The organism is Stenotrophomonas sp. 96582_Sma (assembly GCF_056480905.1).
Genome location: NZ_CM151122.1, coordinates 796,422 through 815,082 on the forward strand (window position 1 = coordinate 796,422; position 18,661 = coordinate 815,082).

Consider the following 18,661-nt stretch of genomic DNA (forward strand, 5'->3'; position numbering starts at 1 on the left):
GACTCAGCCCGCCGACAACTGGGCCAGGGCGTCGACCTGGTGCTCGTGGCTGAGCCGCTGCAGCAGCGGGTCGAGGTCGCCGGCCAGCACGTTGGGCAGGTCGTACAGGGTCAGGCCTTCCACGCGATGGTCGGTGATCCGGCCCTGCGGGAAGTTGTAGGTGCGGATGCGCTGGCTGCGGTCACCGCTGCCCACCTGCAGGCGCCGCGACTCGGCCTGCGCGGCGTCCTGGCGCTGGCGCTCGGCATCGAGCAGCTGTGCCTTCAGGCGCTTCATCGCTTTGTCGCGGTTGGCGTGCTGGCTGCGCTCGGTCTGGCATTCCACCACCACGCCGGTCGGCACGTGGGTGATGCGGATGGCCGATTCGGTCTTGTTGACGTGCTGGCCGCCGGCACCGGACGAACGGAACGTATCCACCTTCAGGTCGGCCGGGTTGATGACGATGTCATCGACCTCATCGGCCTCGGGAATGATCGCCACGGTGGCCGCCGAGGTATGGATGCGGCCCTGCGATTCGGTGGCCGGCACGCGCTGCACGCGGTGCGTGCCCGATTCGAACTTCAGGCGCGAGAACGCGCCACGCCCGACCACGCGCGCCACCACTTCCTTGTAGCCGCCATGCTCGCCCGGGCTGTCCGATTCGATCTCGACCTTCCAGCCCTGGCGCTCGGCGTAGCGGGCGTACATGCGGAACAGGTCGCCGGCAAAGATCGCGGCCTCGTCGCCGCCGGTACCCGCGCGCACTTCCAGGAACAGGTTGCCTTCGTCACGCGGGTCGCGCGGCACCAGCAGCAGCGCCAGCTCCTGCTCCAGTTCCTGCAGGCGCGCCTGTGCAGCAGCGATTTCCTCATCGGCCAGCTCGCGCAGGTCCGGGTCGGCGCGCATGCCTTCGGCGGCGGCCAGATCGGCCTTGGCACGGGCTTCATCGGCCAGGGCGATGGCGATCGGTTCAAGTTGGGCGAATTCGCGCGAAAGGTCGCGGAAACGAGTGTTGTCGGCGACCACATCGGGTTCGGCGAGCAGGCGTTCCAGTTCTTCGCGGCGCTCGGCCAGCGCTTCCAGCTTACGGCGCAGGGTCGGCGTCATCGGGTCTCACGGGTGGGTGGCGGTAACCCGGCGTGGCCGGGAACAGGCGCTCGGCGGCGCGGGTCAGGTCGGCATCGCCACTCAGCGCGGCCGCACGCAGGGCGGCGGTCGGCGGATGCAGCAGGCGGTTGGTCAGGCCGTGGGCAAGCAGCTCCAGCACTTCGTCGGCCGGCTTGCCGTTGGCCAGTTGCTGGCGTGCGCGCTCCAGCAGCTCGGCACGGGTGGCTTCGCCGAACGCGCGCAGCTGCCGCAGCGGCGCCTGATGGGCGCTGGCCTGCTGGGTCTCGACGAAGCGCGACACCTGCAGGTCGATGATCGCCTCGGCTTCGGCGGCGGCCTCGCGGCGGCCACGGCGGTTGTCTTCCACCGCGCGTTCGAGATCGTCTACGGTGTAGAGGAAGGCATCGTTGAGCGTGCCGACCTCGGCCTCGATGTCGCGCGGTACGGCCAGGTCGAACAGCAGCATCGGCTTGTGCCGGCGCGCGCGCAGGGCCTTGGCCACCATTTCGCGATGGATCACCGGTTCGCGCGCAGCGGTGGCCGAGAACACCACGTCGGCCTCACCCAGGTGGCGGTCCAGTTCGGTCAGCGGCAGCGCCACGCCACCATGTCGGCTGGCCAGTTCCTGCGCGTGGGCGAGGGTGCGGTTGGCGATCAGCAGCCGGCGTACCTTGCCTTCGCTCAGGTGCCGTGCAGCCAGTTCGATGGTCTCGCCGGCACCGACCAGCAGTACGGTGGAATCGTCCAGCCGCGCGAACGCGTTCTGCGCCAGGCGCACCGCCGCCGACGCCACCGATACCGGGTTGGCGCCGACCTGGGTATCGGTGCGCGCACGCTTGGCCACCGAGAAGGTCTGCTGGAACAGGCGGTCCAGGCGTTGGCCGAGCAGGCCATGGTCGCGCGCGGTCGACCAGGCATCCTTCACCTGGCCGAGGATCTGCGGTTCACCCAGCACCATCGAGTCCAGCCCGGTGGCGACCCGGAACAGGTGGCGCACGGCCTCGGCGTCGGCGTGCTGGTACAGGTAGCCCTGCAGGTCGCCGGCCTGGGTGTGCAGCCACTGGTCCAGCGCCTGTGCCGAATCGGCCACGGCGTACAGCTCGGTGCGGTTGCAGGTGGACAGCAGCACCGCCTCGGCGATCTGCGGGGTATCGCGCAGCGAACCGAGCGCGCGCGGCAACGCCTCACCGGCGAAGGCCGCGCGTTCGCGCAGCTCCACCGGTGCGGTCTGGTGATTCAGTCCGAGCACCCACAGGGTCATTGTTCAGTTGCTTGCGATAAGCTGCTGGCCATTGGACGACATTTTAAGGCCCCGATGCCGACGATGCCCGCATTGATTCGCATCCCCAGTGTTCTGCTGCTGTCCCTGGCCTGCAGCCAGGCCCTGGCAGCGGTGCCGGCCAAGGCCCCCGTGCGGGCCGCGGCCACTGAGCAACTGGCGCTGGAACCGGTGATGGCCGGGGAATTTGCCCTGCAGGCCGGCAAGCTGGCCGAGGCCGCGCGCTGGTACCTGCAGGCGGCCCAGCAGACCGACGGCGACGCCGGCCTGGCCGAGCGCGCGACCCGCATTTCCATGCTCGCCAACGATGATGCCAGCGCCGCCAAGGGCCTGGCCCTGTGGCAGCAGCGCGCCCCGCGTTCGTTGACCATGCGCAGTGCGGCCGGTGCGCTGGCCATGCGCCAGGGCGATGTGAAGGCTGCCCGCACCGAACTGCAGGGCCTGCTGGCCGACCCCGACGAGCGCGGCTGGAAGTTCGCCCTGGCCGCACTGATCGGTGGCGGCCGTGATCCAGCGGTGCCCGCGCAGGTGCTGGGTGAGCTGGTCGACGCCAATGCCATTCCGCCGAAGATCGAAGCCTGGCAGGAGTTTGGCCGCCTTGCCCTGCGCATGGAAAAGCCCGAGCTGGCCCGGCGCATGATCGATGAAGTGGTCAAGCGCTTCCCGGAAGAGCCACGTGTGGCGCTGCTGCGTGCCAGCCAGCTGCAACAGGCGGGCGAGACCGGCAAGGCGTTGTCGCTGCTGCACGATGTGGAGCCGAAGACCCGCCAGGACCCGGAACTGCGCAATGCGGTGGCCATTGCCTATGACAGTCTCGGCCAGCCGTCCGCCGCCGAGCGCGTGCTGGCGTTCGGCCCGCAGGACGTGCAGACCTGGGGCATGCGGGCCTCGCTGCTGGCCAAGCAGGGCGACAAGGCCGCGCTGTCCAATCTCTACAACGAACTGTCGCGGCAGGCGGCCAAGCCGGACCCGGCGCAGCGCCTGCTGCTGGGCAAGATCGCCGAGTACCTGAAGCGTTATCCCGAGGCGGTGCAGTGGTACCACAGCGTGCCAGGTGGCGATGAGCTGAGCGAGGCGCGCCTGCGCGCGGCCAATGCCCAGGCCCTGGCCGGGCGTCTGCCGCTGGCGCTGGACGAAGTGCATGCGATCCAGTCCGATGCGGTGGTCGACGACGACGTGCGCCGCGACGCCTACCTGCTGGAAGCCGAACTGCGCCAGCGCGCCGACGACAGCGCCGGTGAACTGGATGCGCTGGCCCGCGGCCTGGCCGCTTACCCGGATGACAACGGCCTGCTGTACGCCCGAGCGCTCACCTGGGAACGCCGCGACGACATCCCGCGCGCCGAGGCCGATCTGCGCAAGATCCTGGTGACGGAGCCGGAGAACGTGCCGGCTTTGAACGCGCTGGGTTACACCCTGGCCGATCGCACCGGCCGCCTGCAGGAAGCACTGGAGCTGATCGACCGCGCCCGCGTGGCCGAACCGGACAACGCCGCCATCGTCGACAGCTACGGCTGGGTGCTGTATCGCCTGGGCCGCAAGGAAGAGGCTCTGGTGCAACTGCGCCGGGCCTGGACCCTGGCCAAGGACCCGGAGATCGCTTCGCACGTTGGCGAAGTGCTGTGGGTGCTGGGCAAGCACGATGAGGCCCGTCATTTCTTCGAGGAAGCGGCCAAGCTCGACCCTGAAAACCGCGCGCTGCTGCGCGCCCGCGAGAAATTCAATCCATGAGTGTTTTCCTGATCCGGCCGCTGCTGTTGGCGGCCGCGACCCTGGCGGTCAGCGCCTGCACCAGCGTGGGCACGCAGAAGACCCCGGCGCCGGCGGTGGTCGAGATCGTTTCGGCCGAAGCGGCGCAGGCCGAGGCCGCACGCGTGGCCGCGCTGCAGGCACAGCCGGACTGGGCCTTCCAGGGCCGGGTCGCGGTCAGCAAGGGCAAGGATGGCGGCAGTGGCCGCATCGACTGGAAGCAGGACGGCCGCCGCTACGTGGTCGAATTGAGCGCGCCGGTGACCCGGCAGAGCTGGAAGCTGACCGGCGATACCCATTCCGAAGCTGGGCGCCTGGAAGGGCTGGCCGGCGGTCCGCGCGATGGCGAGGATGCCCAGCAGCTGCTGCTGGAGGCGACCGGCTGGGACATTCCGGTCAACCAGCTGCCGGAGTGGATCCGTGGCCTGGTGGCCGGCGACGCCGCTGGCCCGGAGAAGGTCGAGCGCGATGGTGAAGGCCGGCCGCGTCGCATGCAGCAGATGGGCTGGCAGGTGCAGTACCTGGACTGGTACCCGGCCGAGGCCGGGCGCCCGGCGTTGCCGCGCCGGATCGAAGCCAGCAATGGCGACGCCAAGGTACGCCTGCTGGTGGACCAGTGGGGGCAGGGCGCGCCATGAGCGGGGCAGTCGACGACGCGGGCTGGTCCTGGTGGCCGGCCCCGGCCAAGCTGAACCTGTTCCTGCACATCACCGGCCGCCGCGCCGACGGTTACCACGAGCTGCAGACCGTGTTCCGTCTGCTGGACTGGGGCGACCGCATCGGCCTGCGCCTGCGTGAAGACGGCCAGGTGCGCCGGCAGGGCGAGGGGCTGGCTGGCGTGGCCGAGGCCGATGATCTGGCGGTGCGTGCCGCGCGATTGCTCAAAGAAGTGGCAAATGTCGCGCAAGGTGCGGACATCATCGTTGAAAAGCATGTATCTGCCGGTGGTGGCTTCGGCGGCGGTTCGTCCGATGCCGCCACCGTGCTGGTGGTGCTGAACCGCCTGTGGCGGGCCGGTCTGGACGAGGGCGCGCTTGCCGCGCTGGGCCTGCGCCTGGGGGCGGACGTGCCGGTGTTCGTGCGCGGGCGCAATGCCTGGGCCGAAGGGGTGGGCGAGCGCCTGCAGCCGATCGCGCTGGAACCGGCCTGGTATGTGGTGGTTGAACCGGGCGTTCATGTTCCCACCCCGGCCCTGTTCGCAGACCCGGATTTGACGCGCGACAGCCCAGTGGCGAAAATAGAGGACTTCGCTTCCGGAACCCTGGTCGGGAACGCGTTCGAACCGGTGCTGCGCCGCCGTGAGCCTGCCGTCGAGGCAGCGTTCGCAGCGTTGAGCGACATCGGCACGGCGCGGCTGACCGGTTCGGGAAGTGGTTGTTTCGTCGAGTTCGCATCGCAGTCTGCCGCAGAGCAGGGACGGTCGAAGTTGCCGAAGGAGTTGCGGGCAAGGGTGGCAGCGGGCGTTGCGCGTTCGCCACTGCTGGATGCACTCGAGCAACACTGATTTATCAATGCAGGGGCGTCGCCAAGAGGCCCAAGGCACCAGGTTTTGATCCTGGCATTCGTAGGTTCGAATCCTACCGCCCCTGCCAATAGCGGCTGTGTCCGCGCCTTCCAGCGCATCGCCTGCGCGGGACGTGGAAACAATCGCGGTGTTGTCAGCAGCAAGGGTCCATCGGGTCCTTGCCGACTCCGGATCCCCGCCACTCGTCCCCGCCCGAGACAATCATGATGCAAGAGTCCCCGAACCTGCTGGTCTTTTCCGGCAACGCCAACAAACGTCTGGCGCAGAACATCTGCAAGGAACTGGGGGTTCGCCCGGGCAAGGCGCTGGTCTCGCACTTCTCCGATGGTGAAGTGCAGGTGGAAATCGAAGAGAACGTCCGCAAGCAGGACGTGTTCGTGATCCAGCCGACCTGCGCGCCGAGCGCGGAAAACCTGATGGAACTGCTGGTGCTGATCGACGCGCTCAAGCGCGCATCGGTGGCCAGCGTGACCGCCGTGGTGCCGTACTTCGGCTACTCGCGCCAGGATCGCCGCATGCGTTCCTCGCGCGTGCCGATCACCGCCAAGCTGGCGGCGAAGATGTTCAGCACCGCTGGCGCTGATCGCGTGCTGACCGTCGACCTGCACGCCGACCAGATCCAGGGCTTCTTCGATATTCCGGTGGACAACGTGTATGCGTCCCCGCTGCTGCTGGCCGACATCTGGCGCGCCTACGGCACCGAGAACCTGATCGTTGTGTCGCCGGACGTGGGCGGCGTGGTCCGCGCCCGTGCGGTCGCCAAGCGCCTGGATGACGCCGATCTGGCGATCATCGACAAGCGCCGCCCGCGCGCCAACGTCTCCACCGTGATGAACATCATCGGTGACGTCGAAGGCAAGACCTGCGTGATGGTCGATGACATCGTCGATACCGCCGGCACCCTGTGCGCCGCTGCCGCTGCCCTGAAGGCGCGCGGTGCGCTCAAGGTCGCCGCCTACTGCACCCACGCGGTGCTGTCGGGCCCGGCGGTGGACAACATCACCAATTCCCAGCTCGACGAGCTGGTGGTGACCGACACCATCCCGCTGAAAGACGCAGCGCGGGTGTGCAGCAAGATCCGCCAGCTGAGCGTGGCGGAAATGCTGGCCGAAACGATGCGCCGCATCGCCTTCGGCGAGTCGGTCAGCTCGCTGTACGTCGACTGAGTTTTTCGTCCCTGCCGGCAACGGCGGGGACATACCCCGGGTGCTTCTGGTCGCGGAAGCATCTTCAACCGCCACGCCGCAAGGCGCGGCAACAACCTGAGTAGTCGAAAATGTCGAAGACCCATGAAATCAAGGTCACCAAGCGTGAACTGCAGCGTAAGGGTGCGAGCCGCCGCCTGCGTCACGCTGGTGTGATCCCGGCCATCGTGTACGGCGGCAACGCCGAGCCGGTCGCCATCAGCCTGGACCACAACGAAATCTGGCTGGCCCAGCAGAACGAGTGGTTCTATGCCTCGATCCTGGACCTGAACCTGGACGGCCAGGTGCAGAAGGTCCTGCTGCGTGACATGCAGCGCCATCCGTACAAGCAGCTGATCATGCATCTGGACTTCCAGCGCGTGAACGAGAACGAAGCCCTGACCGCTTCGGTCCCGCTGCACTTCATCAACGAAGACACCTCGCCGGCCGGCAAGGCTGCCGACGTCGTGGTCACCCACGAACTGAAGGAAGTGACCATCACCTGCCTGCCGAAGGACCTGCCGGAGTCGATCGAAGTCGACCTGGGCGAGCTGAAGGCCGGTGACGTGGTGTACCTGTCCAACATCAAGCTGCCGAAGGGCGTGGAAATCCCGGCCCTGGCGCTGGGCAAGGACCACGACGACGCCATCGTCACCGCCAAGGCCGGCAAGGCCGACGCGGCTGACGAAGAAGCGGCTGCCGCCGAGTAATACCGCTACGGTGCCTGCCTCCGGGCAGGCACCGTATTGGAAGGAACCATGGCAGGACTGCGACTGATCGTCGGTCTGGGCAACCCCGGATCGGAACACGCCCGGACCCGGCACAATGCCGGGTTTCATTTCGTTGAGGCCCTGGCGGAAAAAGCCGGTGCACGATGGAATGTGGACAGCAAGCTGTTCGGTGAGACCGCCAAGGTCGAGATCGCCGGGCAGACGGTGTGGCTGCTCAAGCCCGCCACCTTCATGAACCTCAGCGGCAAGTCGGTCACCGCCGCACAGCGGTTCTGGAAGATCGAGCCGGAAGAAACCCTGCTGGCCCACGACGAACTGGACCTGGCGCCCGGCGTGGCGCGGCTGAAGTTCGACGGTGGCCACGGTGGCCAGAACGGCCTGCGCGACACCATCCGCCTGCTCGGCCACGGCAAGTTCCATCGCCTGCGCGTGGGCATCGGCCACCCCGGCCACAAGGACCGCGTGGTGGGTTGGGTGCTTGGGCGCCCGTCGAAGGACGACGACGTGCTGATCGCGCGCGCCATCGATGATGCGATCGACGTGCTGCCGCTGGCGGTGCAGGGCGATTTCAGCGAAGCGATGAAGCGGCTGCACACCCCGAAATAAGCGGTAGGTACCGACCGCTGGTCGGCAACGGGCATCAACCGGCCCGGTAGTTGCCAACCTTGGTTGGCAGATGTTGAACACCGAGATGGATTGGCCAAGCAGCGCGCGCGCTGTTTCACCAATCACTTTCACCCCAGAGAGCTGTCACCCATGGGTATCAAATGCGGCATCGTCGGCCTGCCCAACGTCGGCAAGTCGACCCTGTTCAATGCGCTGACCAAGGCGGGTATCGCCGCGGCGAACTTCCCGTTCTGCACCATCGAACCGAACGTCGGCATCGTGCCGGTGCCGGATCCGCGCCTGAACGAGCTGGCAGCGATCATCAACCCGCAGAAGGTCATCCCGACCGCGGTCGAATTCGTCGACATCGCCGGCCTGGTTGCCGGTGCCGCCAGCGGTGAAGGCCTGGGCAACAAGTTCCTGGCGCACATCCGTGAAGTCGATGCGATCACCCACGTGGTGCGCTGCTTCGAGAACGCCGACGTCATCCACGTCAACAACAAGGTCGACCCGATCTCGGACATCGAAACCATCGATACCGAGCTGGCGCTGGCCGACCTGGACAGCGTCGAGAAGGCGCTGAACCGCGCCGAGCGTGCGGCCAAGGGGGGGACAAGGACGCCGCGGCGCGCAAGCCGGTGCTGGCCAAGCTGCAGGCGGCGCTGTCCGACGGCAAGTCCGGCCGTTCGGTGGGCCTGGACGAGGAAGAGAAGGCGCTGGTGCGCGATCTGTTCCTGCTGACCCTGAAGCCGGTGATGTACATTGCCAACGTGCTGGAAGACGGTTTCGACAACAACCCGCACCTGGAAGCCGTGCGTGCGCATGCTGCCGCCGAAGGCGCGCAGGTGGTGCCGGTGTCGGCCGCGATCGAAGAGGAGCTGTCCCAGCTCGATGACGAAGACCGCGATACCTTCCTGGCCGATCTGGGCCTGAGCGAGCCGGGCCTGAACCGCGTGATCAACGCGGCCTACAGCCTGCTCGGCCTGCAGACCTACTTCACCGCCGGCGTGAAGGAAGTCCGTGCGTGGACCGTGCGCAAGGGCGCCACCGCCCCGCAGGCCGCCGCGGTCATCCACACCGACTTCGAGAAGGGCTTCATCCGCGCTGAAACCATCGCGTATGACGACTTCATCAAGTACAAGGGCGAAGCCGGTGCCAAGGAAGCCGGTCGCCTGCGCCTGGAAGGCAAGGAATACCGCGTGCAGGAAGGCGACATCCTGCACTTCCGCTTCAACGTCTGATCCAGCAGCAACGGATCGACCCCGGACGCCCCGCCTTGTGCGGGGCGTTCGCGTTTCTGGTGATGGACAAAAAAGCACCAGGCTGCGAAACGCTTGCGGTGCGACGTTTGCCGGCACTTGTCCACAGCAAACTCCCATCGCTTTCCACGCCGGATGTGGAAAACCTTGGGGGCGGAGCCCTTTCCACGGGAAAGGGCTCCGCCCCGATCAGTGCAGTCGGACCGTGGACAGAATTTCACCACGCTTCGAAACGCCTGCGCTGCAATGCTCGCGGCCACTTGTCCACACCAAGTTCCCATCGCTCTCCACGTCCGGTGTGGAAAACAATCGAAGGACATGGACAAAAAATCACCACGTCCGGAAAAGCCCGCACTGCAAGCCTCGCGGCCACTTGTCCACACCAAGTTCCCATCGCTTTCCACGCGCGGTGTGGAAAACCCGCGTGGCCCGCTCTGGTAGTCGCCCCCCTTGGTGGGCGCGTGGCAGATCAGTGCCCACCAAGGTGGGCATCTACCAGAGCCAGGTTCCCAAACAACAAGGCCCGCCAATGGCGGGCCCTGTCGTCCACGTTCTGCAATGCGGCGTGCCTTACAGCGCGCTGCCACCGAACTTGTGGGTGTACTGCAGGTTGATGGTGCGGCCGACGCTGTCGAACCAGGACACGTCGTAGTACGGATACGCGGTGTACGTGGCGTCCTTCGGCGGCATCTTGTTGAACACGTTGACCACCGACAGCGACAGGCGCGAGTGGTCGTCGAAGCGGTACTGCAGCGACGCGTTGTAGCGGTAGGTTGCCTTGATGTACGGGCTGTCACCGCTGTCCCACTTGAATACCTGGTCGTAGCTGTCCGAGGTCGGCAGCTTGCCCAGGCGCGAACCATAGACCGTGGCCGACCACGCGTCCTTCTCCCAGGTCACGCTCAGGCTGGTCTTGGTACGCGGGATGTCGAAGTTGCTGTTGACCGCGAACTGGTCCTGGATCGGATCACCGGGGTAGCGCTGGAAATCGTGCTTCTTCACCCAGGTGTGGGTGCCGTTGAGGATGAAGTCGCCGATGCCGGTCTGCAGGCGGTAGCGCAGGCCAATGTCAATGCCGGAGGTGGATTCGCGGGCGACGTTGATCGGGGCGACACGCACGCCGTACAGGCGGCCATCACTGGTGCGGGTGATGCGGTCGAGCGCGTCCACGCAGGTCGGCGAGTTGATGTCGGCACTGCCGAGGCGGCAGTTCGCTTCGCTGGCCAGGATCGTGCGCACGTCCATGTCCTGCACCTGCTTGCGCATGTCGATGTCGAACCAGTCCACCGACAGGTCCAGGCCGATCGCCGGCGACCAGACGAAGCCGGCACTCCACGAGGTGCTGGTTTCCGGGTCGAGCTGGCGGTTGCCGGTGCGGCTGCGGATCAGGTTGTGCTCGTAGTCGGAACAGTCGGCGGCATCGTCGGCGCGGCAGCTGTACAGGTCCACTGCGCTGGTCTCGTCGTTGCCCGGGCCGGCGAACACGTAGTGGAGGTCCGGCGCACGGAACGCGGTGCCGTACGAACCACGCACCAGCAGGGTGTCGATCGGGCGCCATTCCAGGCCACCGCTCCAGGTCGCCTTGCCGATGGTGTGGCCGGAATAGCGGTACTGGTCGTAGCGGCCGGCCACGCTCAGGTTGACCGTCTCGTGCAGCGGCATGCGCAGCTCCGCAGCGGTCGCCCAGCGGTTGCGCGAGCCCTTGCCGTCCGAATCCTTCCAGCTGTAGTAGTAGTACTGGGTCGCCAGCGGATCGGGGTTCAGCGAGTACGCCTGCTGGCCCACTTCCACGGTCGCGGCGAAGCCGGCATCACCGCCCGGCAGGCCGAACAGCGCGGAATTGGTCAGCGTGAACGCAGCCGTCTCGGTGCGCGACTTCGGGGTGTAGGTGGTGCGCGCCGCGATCGAATCGTACTCGGCGCGGGTCAGCGGCCGGTACAGGCGCGACGGGTCGGCGTTGTAGATCGGGAAGCCGTCGTCGTCCACGCCCAGCTGCGGGCCCAGGAACAGGTCATTGGCTTTGGCGGCGATGATCTGTGCCCAGCTGATCCGCGACTGGTACTGCGAATGGCTCAGGGCCGCTTCGTAGTCCCAGTTGCCGGCCAGGTTGCCCTTGAAGCCGGTGGTCACGCTGAAGGTCTTCTGCGTGCTGCGCACCATTGCATTGCGCAGGCCACCCATCTCCTCGGGCGAGAACTGGCGCTGCCAGAACTCGATCTCGCCGGTGGCCTGGTTGTTGAAATAGCCCGACTCATCGCCGTTGGCGTCCATGCGGCCCCACTTGGTGACGTCGCGCATCAGCGACATCGTGTGGTAGCCCAGCTGCACATCGGCGAACCACTGCTGGCCGTTGTCGAAGTCGTAGCTCAGCGAGGCGTAGCCATTGGCGCCGCGGCGCTTGCTGAGGATGGTGCCGTAGCCGATCGAGCTGTCGCTGCCGCAGTAGTAACCGTAGCGCGGGCGGTAGGCGCGGTAGGTGCTGCCCTGGTTCTGCCCGGCCAGCGCTTCGCAGGTGGCCGCGCCCGGATCCAGGTAGTCGTCGTTGTAGTCCGTGCGCAGGTAAGCGCGGCGTGCGATGCGTGAGCCCTCGGTGGGGCCGTCCTGGGTCGAATCCTGGATGTCGCGCTCGTACGCCCACAGCGGGGTCTGCGACTGCAGTTCAACGCTGTATACGGCGTTGAAGTTGCCACGGCTGAAGCCACTGGCCAGGCTCATGTCGAACGACTCGCCACCGCCTTCGCTGGTGGTGCCCATGCGCATGTCGACGGTGGTGCCGTCGGCCTTCTTCTTCAGGATGAAGTTGACCACGCCGGCGATCGCGTCCGAACCGTAGATGGCCGAGGCACTGCCGGTCAGCACTTCGATGCGCTCGATCATGCCCAGCGGGATGTTGGAGACATCGGTGAAGTTGCTGCGGCCCTTGAACGGCATCGGGAAGTCGGCGATGCGGCGGCCATTGACCAGCACCAGCGTGTGATTCGGGCCCAGCCCGCGCAGGTCCACCTGCTGGGCGCCCGGCGAGAAGTCGGCGCCGCTGGACGACTGCTGGCTCTGCGTCTCACCGCCGTTCTGGGTCATCGAGCGCAGCACGTCGGGCACGCTGGTGAAGCCGCTGGAGCGGATCTGCTCGGCGCTGATCACCGTGATCGGGGCGGGGCCTTCCACCTGGGCGCGCGGAATGCGCGAACCGGTGACCTGCACCGCATCCAGTTGTTGAACCGAAGAGGAGGCCGGTGCCTGGGCCGCCGCGGAAGCAGCCACGCCCATCAACGCCAGCTGGATCGACCACGCCATCGCCTTTCTACGCATGAGGAATTCTCGGAAATGAAGCCGGCCCGCAGAGGAGGGGCCCTGTCCCCCATTCAGATTTCCGGAATGGGCGCGCGCATTTAACGCCTTTTTTATGCCCTTGACTACTGGGCCCCTATCTGGCAAAGAGTGAAAACGCTTGCAAGTCGATTTTGTTCAGGGAGATCAAGATGCGACGCCTCCATTGCACCCTGCGTGCCCCCTTCGCCTGGCTGGCGCTGCTGGTGTTGGCCGTGCCGTTGGCCGCCCCTGCGCAGGACCTGCAGGGCCCGGGCTTCGCCTACTACGAAGCCGGGGATCTCGACGCACCCCGGCCCGGCCCGCGCGCGCCGGCCATGATGCTGATGGGCGGTGGCGAATGGGTGCCGGAGGCCTTTCACTGGTGGCTGAAGCAGGCCGGTAACGGCCGCGTGCTGATCCTGCGCGCTTCTGGCAGTGATGAGCTGCAGGACCGCCTGTATCGCGAGATTGGCGGGACCACCGCAGTGCAGACGCTGGTCTTCGACAGCCGCCGCGGCGCCGACGATCCGGCCGTGCTGCGCGTGGCGGCTGCGGCCGATGCCATCTTCATTGCCGGTGGTGACCAGTCGCGCTACATCCGCTTCTGGAAGGGCACCGCGCTCAACCGCGCGCTCAATGCCCATGTGCGCGCCGGCAAGCCGATTGCCGGTACCAGCGCCGGGCTGGCCATCCTCGGTGGCTATGCCTACGGCGCGATGGACGGCGGCAGCATCACCTCCGCCGGTGCGCTGGCCGACCCGATGGGCAGTGCGGTGACCATGGACAGTGGCTTCCTGCAGATGCCCTACCTGCAGCGCGTGGTCACCGACACCCACTTCGACAAGCGCGATCGGCTCGGCCGCCTGATCGTGTTCGTGGCGCGCGCCGCGCAGGACAGTGGCGACCCCGACATCGTCGGCATCGGCGTCGACGAGGACACCGCCCTGTGCGTGGAGCCCGATGGCCAGGCACAGGTCTACAGCGCCGACGGCGAAGGCAAGGTCTGGGTGGTCAGCCCCGGCCGCGATGCCGACCGTCTGGTCGAGGGCGAGCCGCTGCGCTTCCACGCGGTGCCGGTAACGGTGGTCGCCAGCGGCAGCCGCATGCGCCTGGATGACTTCCAGGCCGACGCCGACTACCAGGCCGTGGCCGACGTCAGCGACGGCGAGATTGAGTTCACGCTTCGGTAGTGCCGGTCGCTGGCCGGCAACTCGCCTTCCCTGATGCGCCCCTTGCCGGCCAGCGGCCGGCACTACCCTGCAATCCATTCCCTCGTTCTGCTGGAGACGTACCCGATGAAACTGCGCCTGGCGCTGTCCGCACTGTTGTCCCTGCCCATGCTTGCCCAGGCCGCACCGGCGGCTTCACCGCTGCTGGTCATCCACGGCGGCGCCGGCGTCGAGCGCAAGGACCTGTCGCCGGCCGAGGAAAAGGCCGCACGTGACGCGCTGCGGGCGGCCCTGTTGAAGGGGCATGCGGAGCTGGCGGCGGGTCGCCCCGCGTTGGCTGCAGTCACCGCTGCGATCACCGTCCTGGAGGACGATCCCACCTTCAACGCCGGCAAGGGCGCGGTGTTCACCCACGACGGCCATAACGAGCTGGATGCGGCTGTCATGGATGGCGCGAGCCAGGCGGCGGGCGCGGTGGCCGGCGTGCAGCGGGTGCGCAACCCGATCCTGCTGGCGCAGACCGTGATGCAGAAATCCAGGCACGTGATGATGGTGGGGCAGGGCGCCGAAGCCTTCGCGGTCGAGCAGGGGATGTCTCTGGTCGATCCCTCCTACTTCCGTACGGAGAAGCGTTGGCAGCAGCTGCAGCGTGCACTGAAAGAAGAGGCCAGTGGCCAGGCGCATGCCGACCTGGAGACTGCAAAGCACTTCGGGACCGTCGGTGCAGTCGCATTGGATGTGCAGGGGCACCTGGCCGCCGGTACCTCCACTGGCGGCATGACCAACAAGCGCTATGGCCGGGTGGGTGACTCGCCGATCATCGGTGCAGGCACCTGGGCCGATGCGCGCTGTGCGGTGTCCGGCACCGGCTGGGGCGAGTACTACATCCGCACCGCGGCCGCGCACGAGATCTGCGCACGCATGCGCTACCAGGGGCAGACGCCGGAACAGGCCGGCAAGGGCGTGATCAACGAGACGATTCCGCAGATGGGGGGTGACGGCGGTGCGATCGTGCTCGCTGCAGACGGAAAAATGGCCACGCCATTCAACACCCAGGGCATGTATCGGGGCTGGATCGGCGGCGACGGCGTCCCTCATGTCGCAATTTTCGCCAACGAGACCCTTGCGGTCCCGGGGCAATAACCTTGCGTATCAATGGGTTTGCGACAGCGTGTGAAAAAAGTGGAAAAAAGCGTTGACAGCCCCCCGTCCCATCAGCAGAATAAGCGGCTCACCACCACACACCGCAACGCTTCGGCGGCAACGGAATGGGGTGGTAAGGAGGGATACCCAAGCGGCCAACGGGGGCAGACTGTAAATCTGCTGGCTTACGCCTTCGGTGGTTCGAATCCACCTCCCTCCACCAGTTTCACGTTGTGACATTCCCGGCGCGGGAGTAGTTCAATGGTAGAACCTCAGCCTTCCAAGCTGATGGTGCGGGTTCGATTCCCGTCTCCCGCTCCATTGAATGAACTTTGAATATTATCGAGTTCATGTCATAATGCAAAACTCGGCTCACGTAGCTCAGTCGGTAGAGCACTTCCTTGGTAAGGAAGAGGTCGAAGGTTCGATTCCTTTCGTGAGCACCATCTTAAGCATCACCTCTCAGACGAATTCGAGATAAGCAGCCATGGCCAAGGGTAAGTTCGAGCGCACCAAGCCGCACGTCAATGTCGGCACCATCGGTCACGTCGACCACGGCAAGACCACGCTGACCGCCGCACTGACCAAGATCGGTGCCGAGCGCTTCGGTGGCGAGTTCAAGGACTACTCCTCGATCGACGCCGCGCCGGAAGAAAAGGCTCGTGGTATCACGATCTCGACCGCGCACGTCGAATACGAATCCCCGGTCCGTCACTACGCCCACGTCGATTGCCCGGGCCACGCTGACTACGTCAAGAACATGATCACCGGTGCCGCCCAGATGGACGGCGCGATCCTGGTGTGCTCGGCCGCTGACGGCCCGATGCCGCAGACCCGCGAGCACATCCTGCTGTCGCGTCAGGTCGGCGTGCCGTACATCGTCGTGTTCCTGAACAAGGCCGACATGGTTGACGACGCCGAGCTGCTCGAGCTGGTCGAGATGGAAGTGCGCGAGCTGCTGAGCAAGTACGACTTCCCGGGCGACGACACCCCGATCATCGCCGGTTCGGCCCGTCTGGCGCTGGAAGGCGACCAGAGCGACATCGGCGTGCCGGCCATCCTGAAGCTGGTCGATGCCCTGGACAGCTGGATTCCGGAGCCGGAGCGTGCGATCGACAAGCCGTTCCTGATGCCGGTGGAAGACGTGTTCTCGATCTCGGGCCGCGGCACCGTGGTGACCGGTCGTATCGAGCGCGGCGTGATCAAGGTTGGCGACGAAATCGAAATCGTCGGCATCCGTCCGGTGCAGAAGACCACCGTGACCGGCGTTGAAATGTTCCGCAAGCTGCTGGACCAGGGTCAGGCAGGCGACAACGCTGGCCTGCTGCTGCGCGGCACCAAGCGTGACGACGTCGAGCGTGGCCAGGTTCTGGCCAAGCCGGGCTCGATCAAGCCGCACACCAAGTTCGAAGGCGAAGTCTACGTCCTGTCGAAGGACGAGGGCGGCCGTCACACCCCGTTCTTCAACGGCTACCGTCCGCAGTTCTACTTCCGCACCACCGACATCACCGGCGCAGCTGCTCTGCCGGAAGGCGTCGAAATGGTGATGCCGGGTGACAACGTCAAGATGGTCGTCACCCTGATCAACCCGGTGGCAATGGACGAAGGCCTGCGCTTCGCCATCCGCGAAGGCGGCCGTACCGTCGGCGCCGGCGTGGTCTCGAAGATCATCGAGTAAGCCTGCAGTACCGGTGGTTGCATAGCGCCGCCGGTTACGCGAATGGCGGGCCGGGAACCTCGGTCCGCCTTCGCCGTCTAAGGGAAGGCAAGTTTCAACACGTACGCCAGTAGCTCAATTGGCAGAGCAGCGGTCTCCAAAACCGCAGGTTGGGGGTTCGAGTCCCTCCTGGCGTGCCATCTGCCCACCTTATCCAGCGGCCTGGGCCGCTAAAGCAGACACAGCCGGATGAATAGCAAGATCGAACACTCCAAGGACAACTCCGCCAACGGCGGGGATATCGTCAAGTACGTCGCCGCATCGCTGCTGGTGCTGGCCGGTCTGTTCGTCTGGTTCTGGTTCTCCGCCGACTCCGGTCGCGCCACCCAGCTGGGTGCGTGGGCGGGTCAGCTGCGTGCGTTGGCGGTTGTGGTCGGTCTGGTTGGCGGTATCGGCGTGTTTATGCTGACCGGCAAGGGGCGCGACACCCGCGAATTCCTCTCCGAGTCGCGCTTCGAACTGCGCAAGGTGGTCTGGCCGACGCGCCAGGAAGCCATCCGCATGACCTGGGTCGTGATGGTGGTGGTGACCATTCTCAGTCTGTTGCTGGGTGGGTTCGATTACGTCATTCAGTGGCTGGTTCAGTTGTTCCTGAGCCGCTAAGGAGAATTGCATGAAGCGTTGGTACGTCGTTCACGCCTATTCGGGCTTCGAGAAGTCGGTGGCGCAGGCTCTGCGCGATCGCATCGTCCGTGACGGCATGGAAGAGCGCTTCGGCGATGTCCTGGTCCCGACCGAAGAAGTGGTCGAGATGCGCGCTGGCCAGAAGCGCCGCTCCGAGCGCAAGTTCTTCCCGGGTTACGTGCTGGTCCAGATCGAGACCCACGAAGAAGCCGGTATTCCGCGCATCGACAACGAAAGCTGGCACCTGGTCAAGGAAACCCCGCGCGTGATGGGCTTCATCGGCGGCACCGCCGACCGTCCGCTGCCGATCGCCGATTCCGAGGCCGAAGCCATCCTGAATCGCGTTCAGGAAGGTGTCGAGAAGCCGCGTCCGAAGGTGCTGTTCGAGCCGGGCCAGATGGTCCGCGTTACCGACGGCCCGTTCAACGATTTCAATGGCGTCGTCGAAGAAGTCAACTACGAGAAGAGCCGTCTGCGCGTCTCGGTGCTGATCTTCGGTCGTGCCACTCCGGTCGAACTCGAGTTCGGCCAGGTCGAAAAGGCCGTCTGACCGGTCCTGTAGGGTCGAGCCATGCTCGACTCCAGGCTCCGGATGGCGGTGCAGTCGAGCATGGCTCGACTCTACAAGGGGAACCGGGCTTTGCCCGGTTTCGTTCGTTTACGTGCCGCTTCAGGCATGTGAAGAAAAAACCTGATATAGTGCGCGGCTCCCCGCTGGGAAGCCAGCAGGACGAGGCCGCCGCAAGGTGGCCTTCAGCATGATTTCAAAACGCGATGCCGGGACGCGTGATTCCCGGTCCGATGGGGAGCCTGTTGTCGAAAGGCGCTAGCACCCGGAGAGTACTCACATGGCAAAGAAAGTTGTCGGTTACATCAAGCTGCAGGTGAAGGCCGGTCAGGCCAACCCCTCGCCGCCGGTCGGTCCTGCGCTGGGTCAGCGCGGTCTGAACATCATGGAATTCTGCAAGGCGTTCAACGCTGCCACGCAGAAGCTCGAGCCGGGTCTGCCGGTGCCGGTGATCATCACGGCCTACTCGGACCGTACGTTCACCTTCATCACCAAGAGCACCCCGGCCACCACCCTGCTGAAGAAGGCCGCTGGCATCTCGTCGGGCTCCAAGCGCCCGAACACCGAGAAGGTCGGCAAGGTCACCCGTAAGCAGCTGGAAGAGATCGCCAAGGCGAAGGAACCGGATCTGACTGCCGCCGATCTGGACGCCGCCGTGCGTACCATCGCTGGCTCTGCCCGTTCCATGGGCCTCGTGGTGGAGGGTTAATAA

The 18,661-nt window shown here is 66.0% G+C and carries 15 protein-coding genes, 5 tRNA genes and 1 pseudogene; 18 read left to right on the forward strand and 3 right to left on the reverse strand.

Annotated elements, in window-relative coordinates; translation table 11 throughout:
- Positions 1–3 precede the first annotated feature (3 nt).
- Entirely contained in the window at positions 4–1,086 is a 1,083-nt protein-coding gene (prfA, locus tag ACZK2R_RS03625; protein WP_010481754.1) for a peptide chain release factor 1, read from the reverse strand.
- On the reverse strand, positions 1,064–2,347 hold the full coding sequence (gene hemA, locus ACZK2R_RS03630; protein ID WP_010481752.1) for a glutamyl-tRNA reductase: 1,284 nt from the start codon (positions 2,345–2,347) through the stop codon (positions 1,064–1,066). The genes prfA and hemA overlap by 23 nt, the downstream gene beginning before the upstream one ends.
- Positions 2,348–2,410: 63 nt before the next feature.
- On the opposite strand from hemA, the gene ACZK2R_RS03635 reads away from it, so the two are divergent.
- The 8 genes and pseudogenes from ACZK2R_RS03635 to ychF all read left to right on the forward strand — a co-directional run bounded on the left by ACZK2R_RS03635 (position 2,411) and on the right by ychF (position 9,401).
- Positions 2,411–4,096, forward strand: coding sequence for a tetratricopeptide repeat protein (locus ACZK2R_RS03635; protein ID WP_180838369.1), 1,686 nt, complete (start codon positions 2,411–2,413; stop codon positions 4,094–4,096).
- Complete coding sequence (lolB, locus tag ACZK2R_RS03640) at positions 4,093–4,752, forward strand: lipoprotein insertase outer membrane protein LolB (RefSeq protein ID WP_125895165.1); 660 nt, start codon at positions 4,093–4,095, stop codon at positions 4,750–4,752. Before ACZK2R_RS03635 ends, lolB begins: the two co-directional genes overlap by 4 nt.
- Complete coding sequence (gene ispE / locus ACZK2R_RS03645; protein WP_180838368.1) at positions 4,749–5,618, forward strand: 4-(cytidine 5'-diphospho)-2-C-methyl-D-erythritol kinase; 870 nt, start codon at positions 4,749–4,751, stop codon at positions 5,616–5,618. The genes lolB and ispE overlap by 4 nt, the downstream gene beginning before the upstream one ends.
- Positions 5,619–5,629: 11 nt before the next feature.
- Positions 5,630–5,706: transfer RNA gene (locus ACZK2R_RS03650), tRNA-Gln, on the forward strand.
- 139 nt (positions 5,707–5,845) lie between these two features.
- Entirely contained in the window at positions 5,846–6,805 is a 960-nt protein-coding gene (locus ACZK2R_RS03655) for a ribose-phosphate diphosphokinase (protein WP_005415400.1), read from the forward strand.
- A gap of 110 nt (positions 6,806–6,915) precedes the next feature.
- Positions 6,916–7,533: a 50S ribosomal protein L25/general stress protein Ctc gene (locus ACZK2R_RS03660; RefSeq protein ID WP_014036085.1), complete on the forward strand. Its 618-nt coding sequence runs from the start codon at positions 6,916–6,918 to the stop codon at positions 7,531–7,533.
- A gap of 48 nt (positions 7,534–7,581) precedes the next feature.
- Positions 7,582–8,160 carry an aminoacyl-tRNA hydrolase gene (gene pth / locus ACZK2R_RS03665; protein WP_049422892.1) on the forward strand — a complete coding sequence of 193 codons (579 nt, stop codon included), beginning with the start codon at positions 7,582–7,584 and terminating at the stop codon, positions 8,158–8,160.
- 150 nt (positions 8,161–8,310) lie between these two features.
- A pseudogene (ychF, locus tag ACZK2R_RS03670) lies at positions 8,311–9,401 on the forward strand (redox-regulated ATPase YchF).
- 588 nt (positions 9,402–9,989) lie between these two features.
- Here the strand turns inward: ychF and ACZK2R_RS03675 are convergent.
- Positions 9,990–12,728: a TonB-dependent receptor plug domain-containing protein gene (locus ACZK2R_RS03675; protein WP_121504928.1), complete on the reverse strand. Its 2,739-nt coding sequence runs from the start codon at positions 12,726–12,728 to the stop codon at positions 9,990–9,992.
- A gap of 170 nt (positions 12,729–12,898) precedes the next feature.
- On the opposite strand from ACZK2R_RS03675, the gene ACZK2R_RS03680 reads away from it, so the two are divergent.
- The 10 genes from ACZK2R_RS03680 (at position 12,899) to rplK (ending at position 18,658) form a co-directional block, all read left to right on the forward strand.
- Entirely contained in the window at positions 12,899–13,918 is a 1,020-nt protein-coding gene (locus tag ACZK2R_RS03680) for a cyanophycinase (RefSeq protein WP_125895171.1), read from the forward strand.
- A 105-nt stretch (positions 13,919–14,023) separates the two neighbouring features.
- Positions 14,024–15,040: an isoaspartyl peptidase/L-asparaginase family protein gene (locus tag ACZK2R_RS03685; protein WP_125895173.1), complete on the forward strand. Its 1,017-nt coding sequence runs from the start codon at positions 14,024–14,026 to the stop codon at positions 15,038–15,040.
- Between the two features lie 137 nt (positions 15,041–15,177).
- A tRNA-Tyr gene (locus ACZK2R_RS03690) sits at positions 15,178–15,263 on the forward strand.
- Between the two features lie 24 nt (positions 15,264–15,287).
- Positions 15,288–15,361 (forward strand) — tRNA-Gly (locus ACZK2R_RS03695).
- Between the two features lie 49 nt (positions 15,362–15,410).
- Positions 15,411–15,486, forward strand: a tRNA-Thr gene (locus tag ACZK2R_RS03700).
- A 41-nt stretch (positions 15,487–15,527) separates the two neighbouring features.
- Positions 15,528–16,718, forward strand: a complete 1,191-nt coding sequence (gene tuf / locus ACZK2R_RS03705) for an elongation factor Tu (protein WP_004154360.1) — start codon at positions 15,528–15,530, stop codon at positions 16,716–16,718.
- A gap of 103 nt (positions 16,719–16,821) precedes the next feature.
- Positions 16,822–16,897 (forward strand) — tRNA-Trp (locus ACZK2R_RS03710).
- Between the two features lie 49 nt (positions 16,898–16,946).
- Entirely contained in the window at positions 16,947–17,360 is a 414-nt protein-coding gene (gene secE / locus ACZK2R_RS03715; protein ID WP_005408202.1) for a preprotein translocase subunit SecE, read from the forward strand.
- A 10-nt stretch (positions 17,361–17,370) separates the two neighbouring features.
- Complete coding sequence (gene nusG / locus ACZK2R_RS03720; RefSeq protein ID WP_004154362.1) at positions 17,371–17,931, forward strand: transcription termination/antitermination protein NusG; 561 nt, start codon at positions 17,371–17,373, stop codon at positions 17,929–17,931.
- 298 nt (positions 17,932–18,229) lie between these two features.
- The gene (rplK, locus tag ACZK2R_RS03725; RefSeq protein WP_004145248.1) at positions 18,230–18,658 is read left to right on the forward strand and encodes a 50S ribosomal protein L11; all 429 of its coding nucleotides are present in this window, start codon (positions 18,230–18,232) and stop codon (positions 18,656–18,658) included.
- The last annotated feature ends 3 nt before the right edge of the window (positions 18,659–18,661 follow it).

What these genes read in the sequence shown, in the direction of transcription:
- tuf (WP_004154360.1), top strand. Translation starts at nt 15,528, where the DNA reads ATGGCCAAGGGTAAGTTCGAGCGCACCAAGCCGCACGTCAATGTCGGC.
- hemA (WP_010481752.1), bottom strand. Translation starts at nt 2,347, where the DNA reads ATGACCCTGTGGGTGCTCGGACTGAATCACCAGACCGCACCGGTGGAG.
- ACZK2R_RS03675 (WP_121504928.1), bottom strand. Translation starts at nt 12,728, where the DNA reads ATGCGTAGAAAGGCGATGGCGTGGTCGATCCAGCTGGCGTTGATGGGC.
- prfA (WP_010481754.1), bottom strand. Translation starts at nt 1,086, where the DNA reads ATGACGCCGACCCTGCGCCGTAAGCTGGAAGCGCTGGCCGAGCGCCGC.
- nusG (WP_004154362.1), top strand. Translation starts at nt 17,371, where the DNA reads ATGAAGCGTTGGTACGTCGTTCACGCCTATTCGGGCTTCGAGAAGTCG.
- ACZK2R_RS03635 (WP_180838369.1), top strand. Translation starts at nt 2,411, where the DNA reads ATGCCCGCATTGATTCGCATCCCCAGTGTTCTGCTGCTGTCCCTGGCC.
- ACZK2R_RS03685 (WP_125895173.1), top strand. Translation starts at nt 14,024, where the DNA reads ATGAAACTGCGCCTGGCGCTGTCCGCACTGTTGTCCCTGCCCATGCTT.
- ispE (WP_180838368.1), top strand. Translation starts at nt 4,749, where the DNA reads ATGAGCGGGGCAGTCGACGACGCGGGCTGGTCCTGGTGGCCGGCCCCG.
- pth (WP_049422892.1), top strand. Translation starts at nt 7,582, where the DNA reads ATGGCAGGACTGCGACTGATCGTCGGTCTGGGCAACCCCGGATCGGAA.
- lolB (WP_125895165.1), top strand. Translation starts at nt 4,093, where the DNA reads ATGAGTGTTTTCCTGATCCGGCCGCTGCTGTTGGCGGCCGCGACCCTG.
- rplK (WP_004145248.1), top strand. Translation starts at nt 18,230, where the DNA reads ATGGCAAAGAAAGTTGTCGGTTACATCAAGCTGCAGGTGAAGGCCGGT.
- ACZK2R_RS03660 (WP_014036085.1), top strand. Translation starts at nt 6,916, where the DNA reads ATGTCGAAGACCCATGAAATCAAGGTCACCAAGCGTGAACTGCAGCGT.
- ACZK2R_RS03680 (WP_125895171.1), top strand. Translation starts at nt 12,899, where the DNA reads ATGCGACGCCTCCATTGCACCCTGCGTGCCCCCTTCGCCTGGCTGGCG.
- ACZK2R_RS03655 (WP_005415400.1), top strand. Translation starts at nt 5,846, where the DNA reads ATGCAAGAGTCCCCGAACCTGCTGGTCTTTTCCGGCAACGCCAACAAA.
- secE (WP_005408202.1), top strand. Translation starts at nt 16,947, where the DNA reads ATGAATAGCAAGATCGAACACTCCAAGGACAACTCCGCCAACGGCGGG.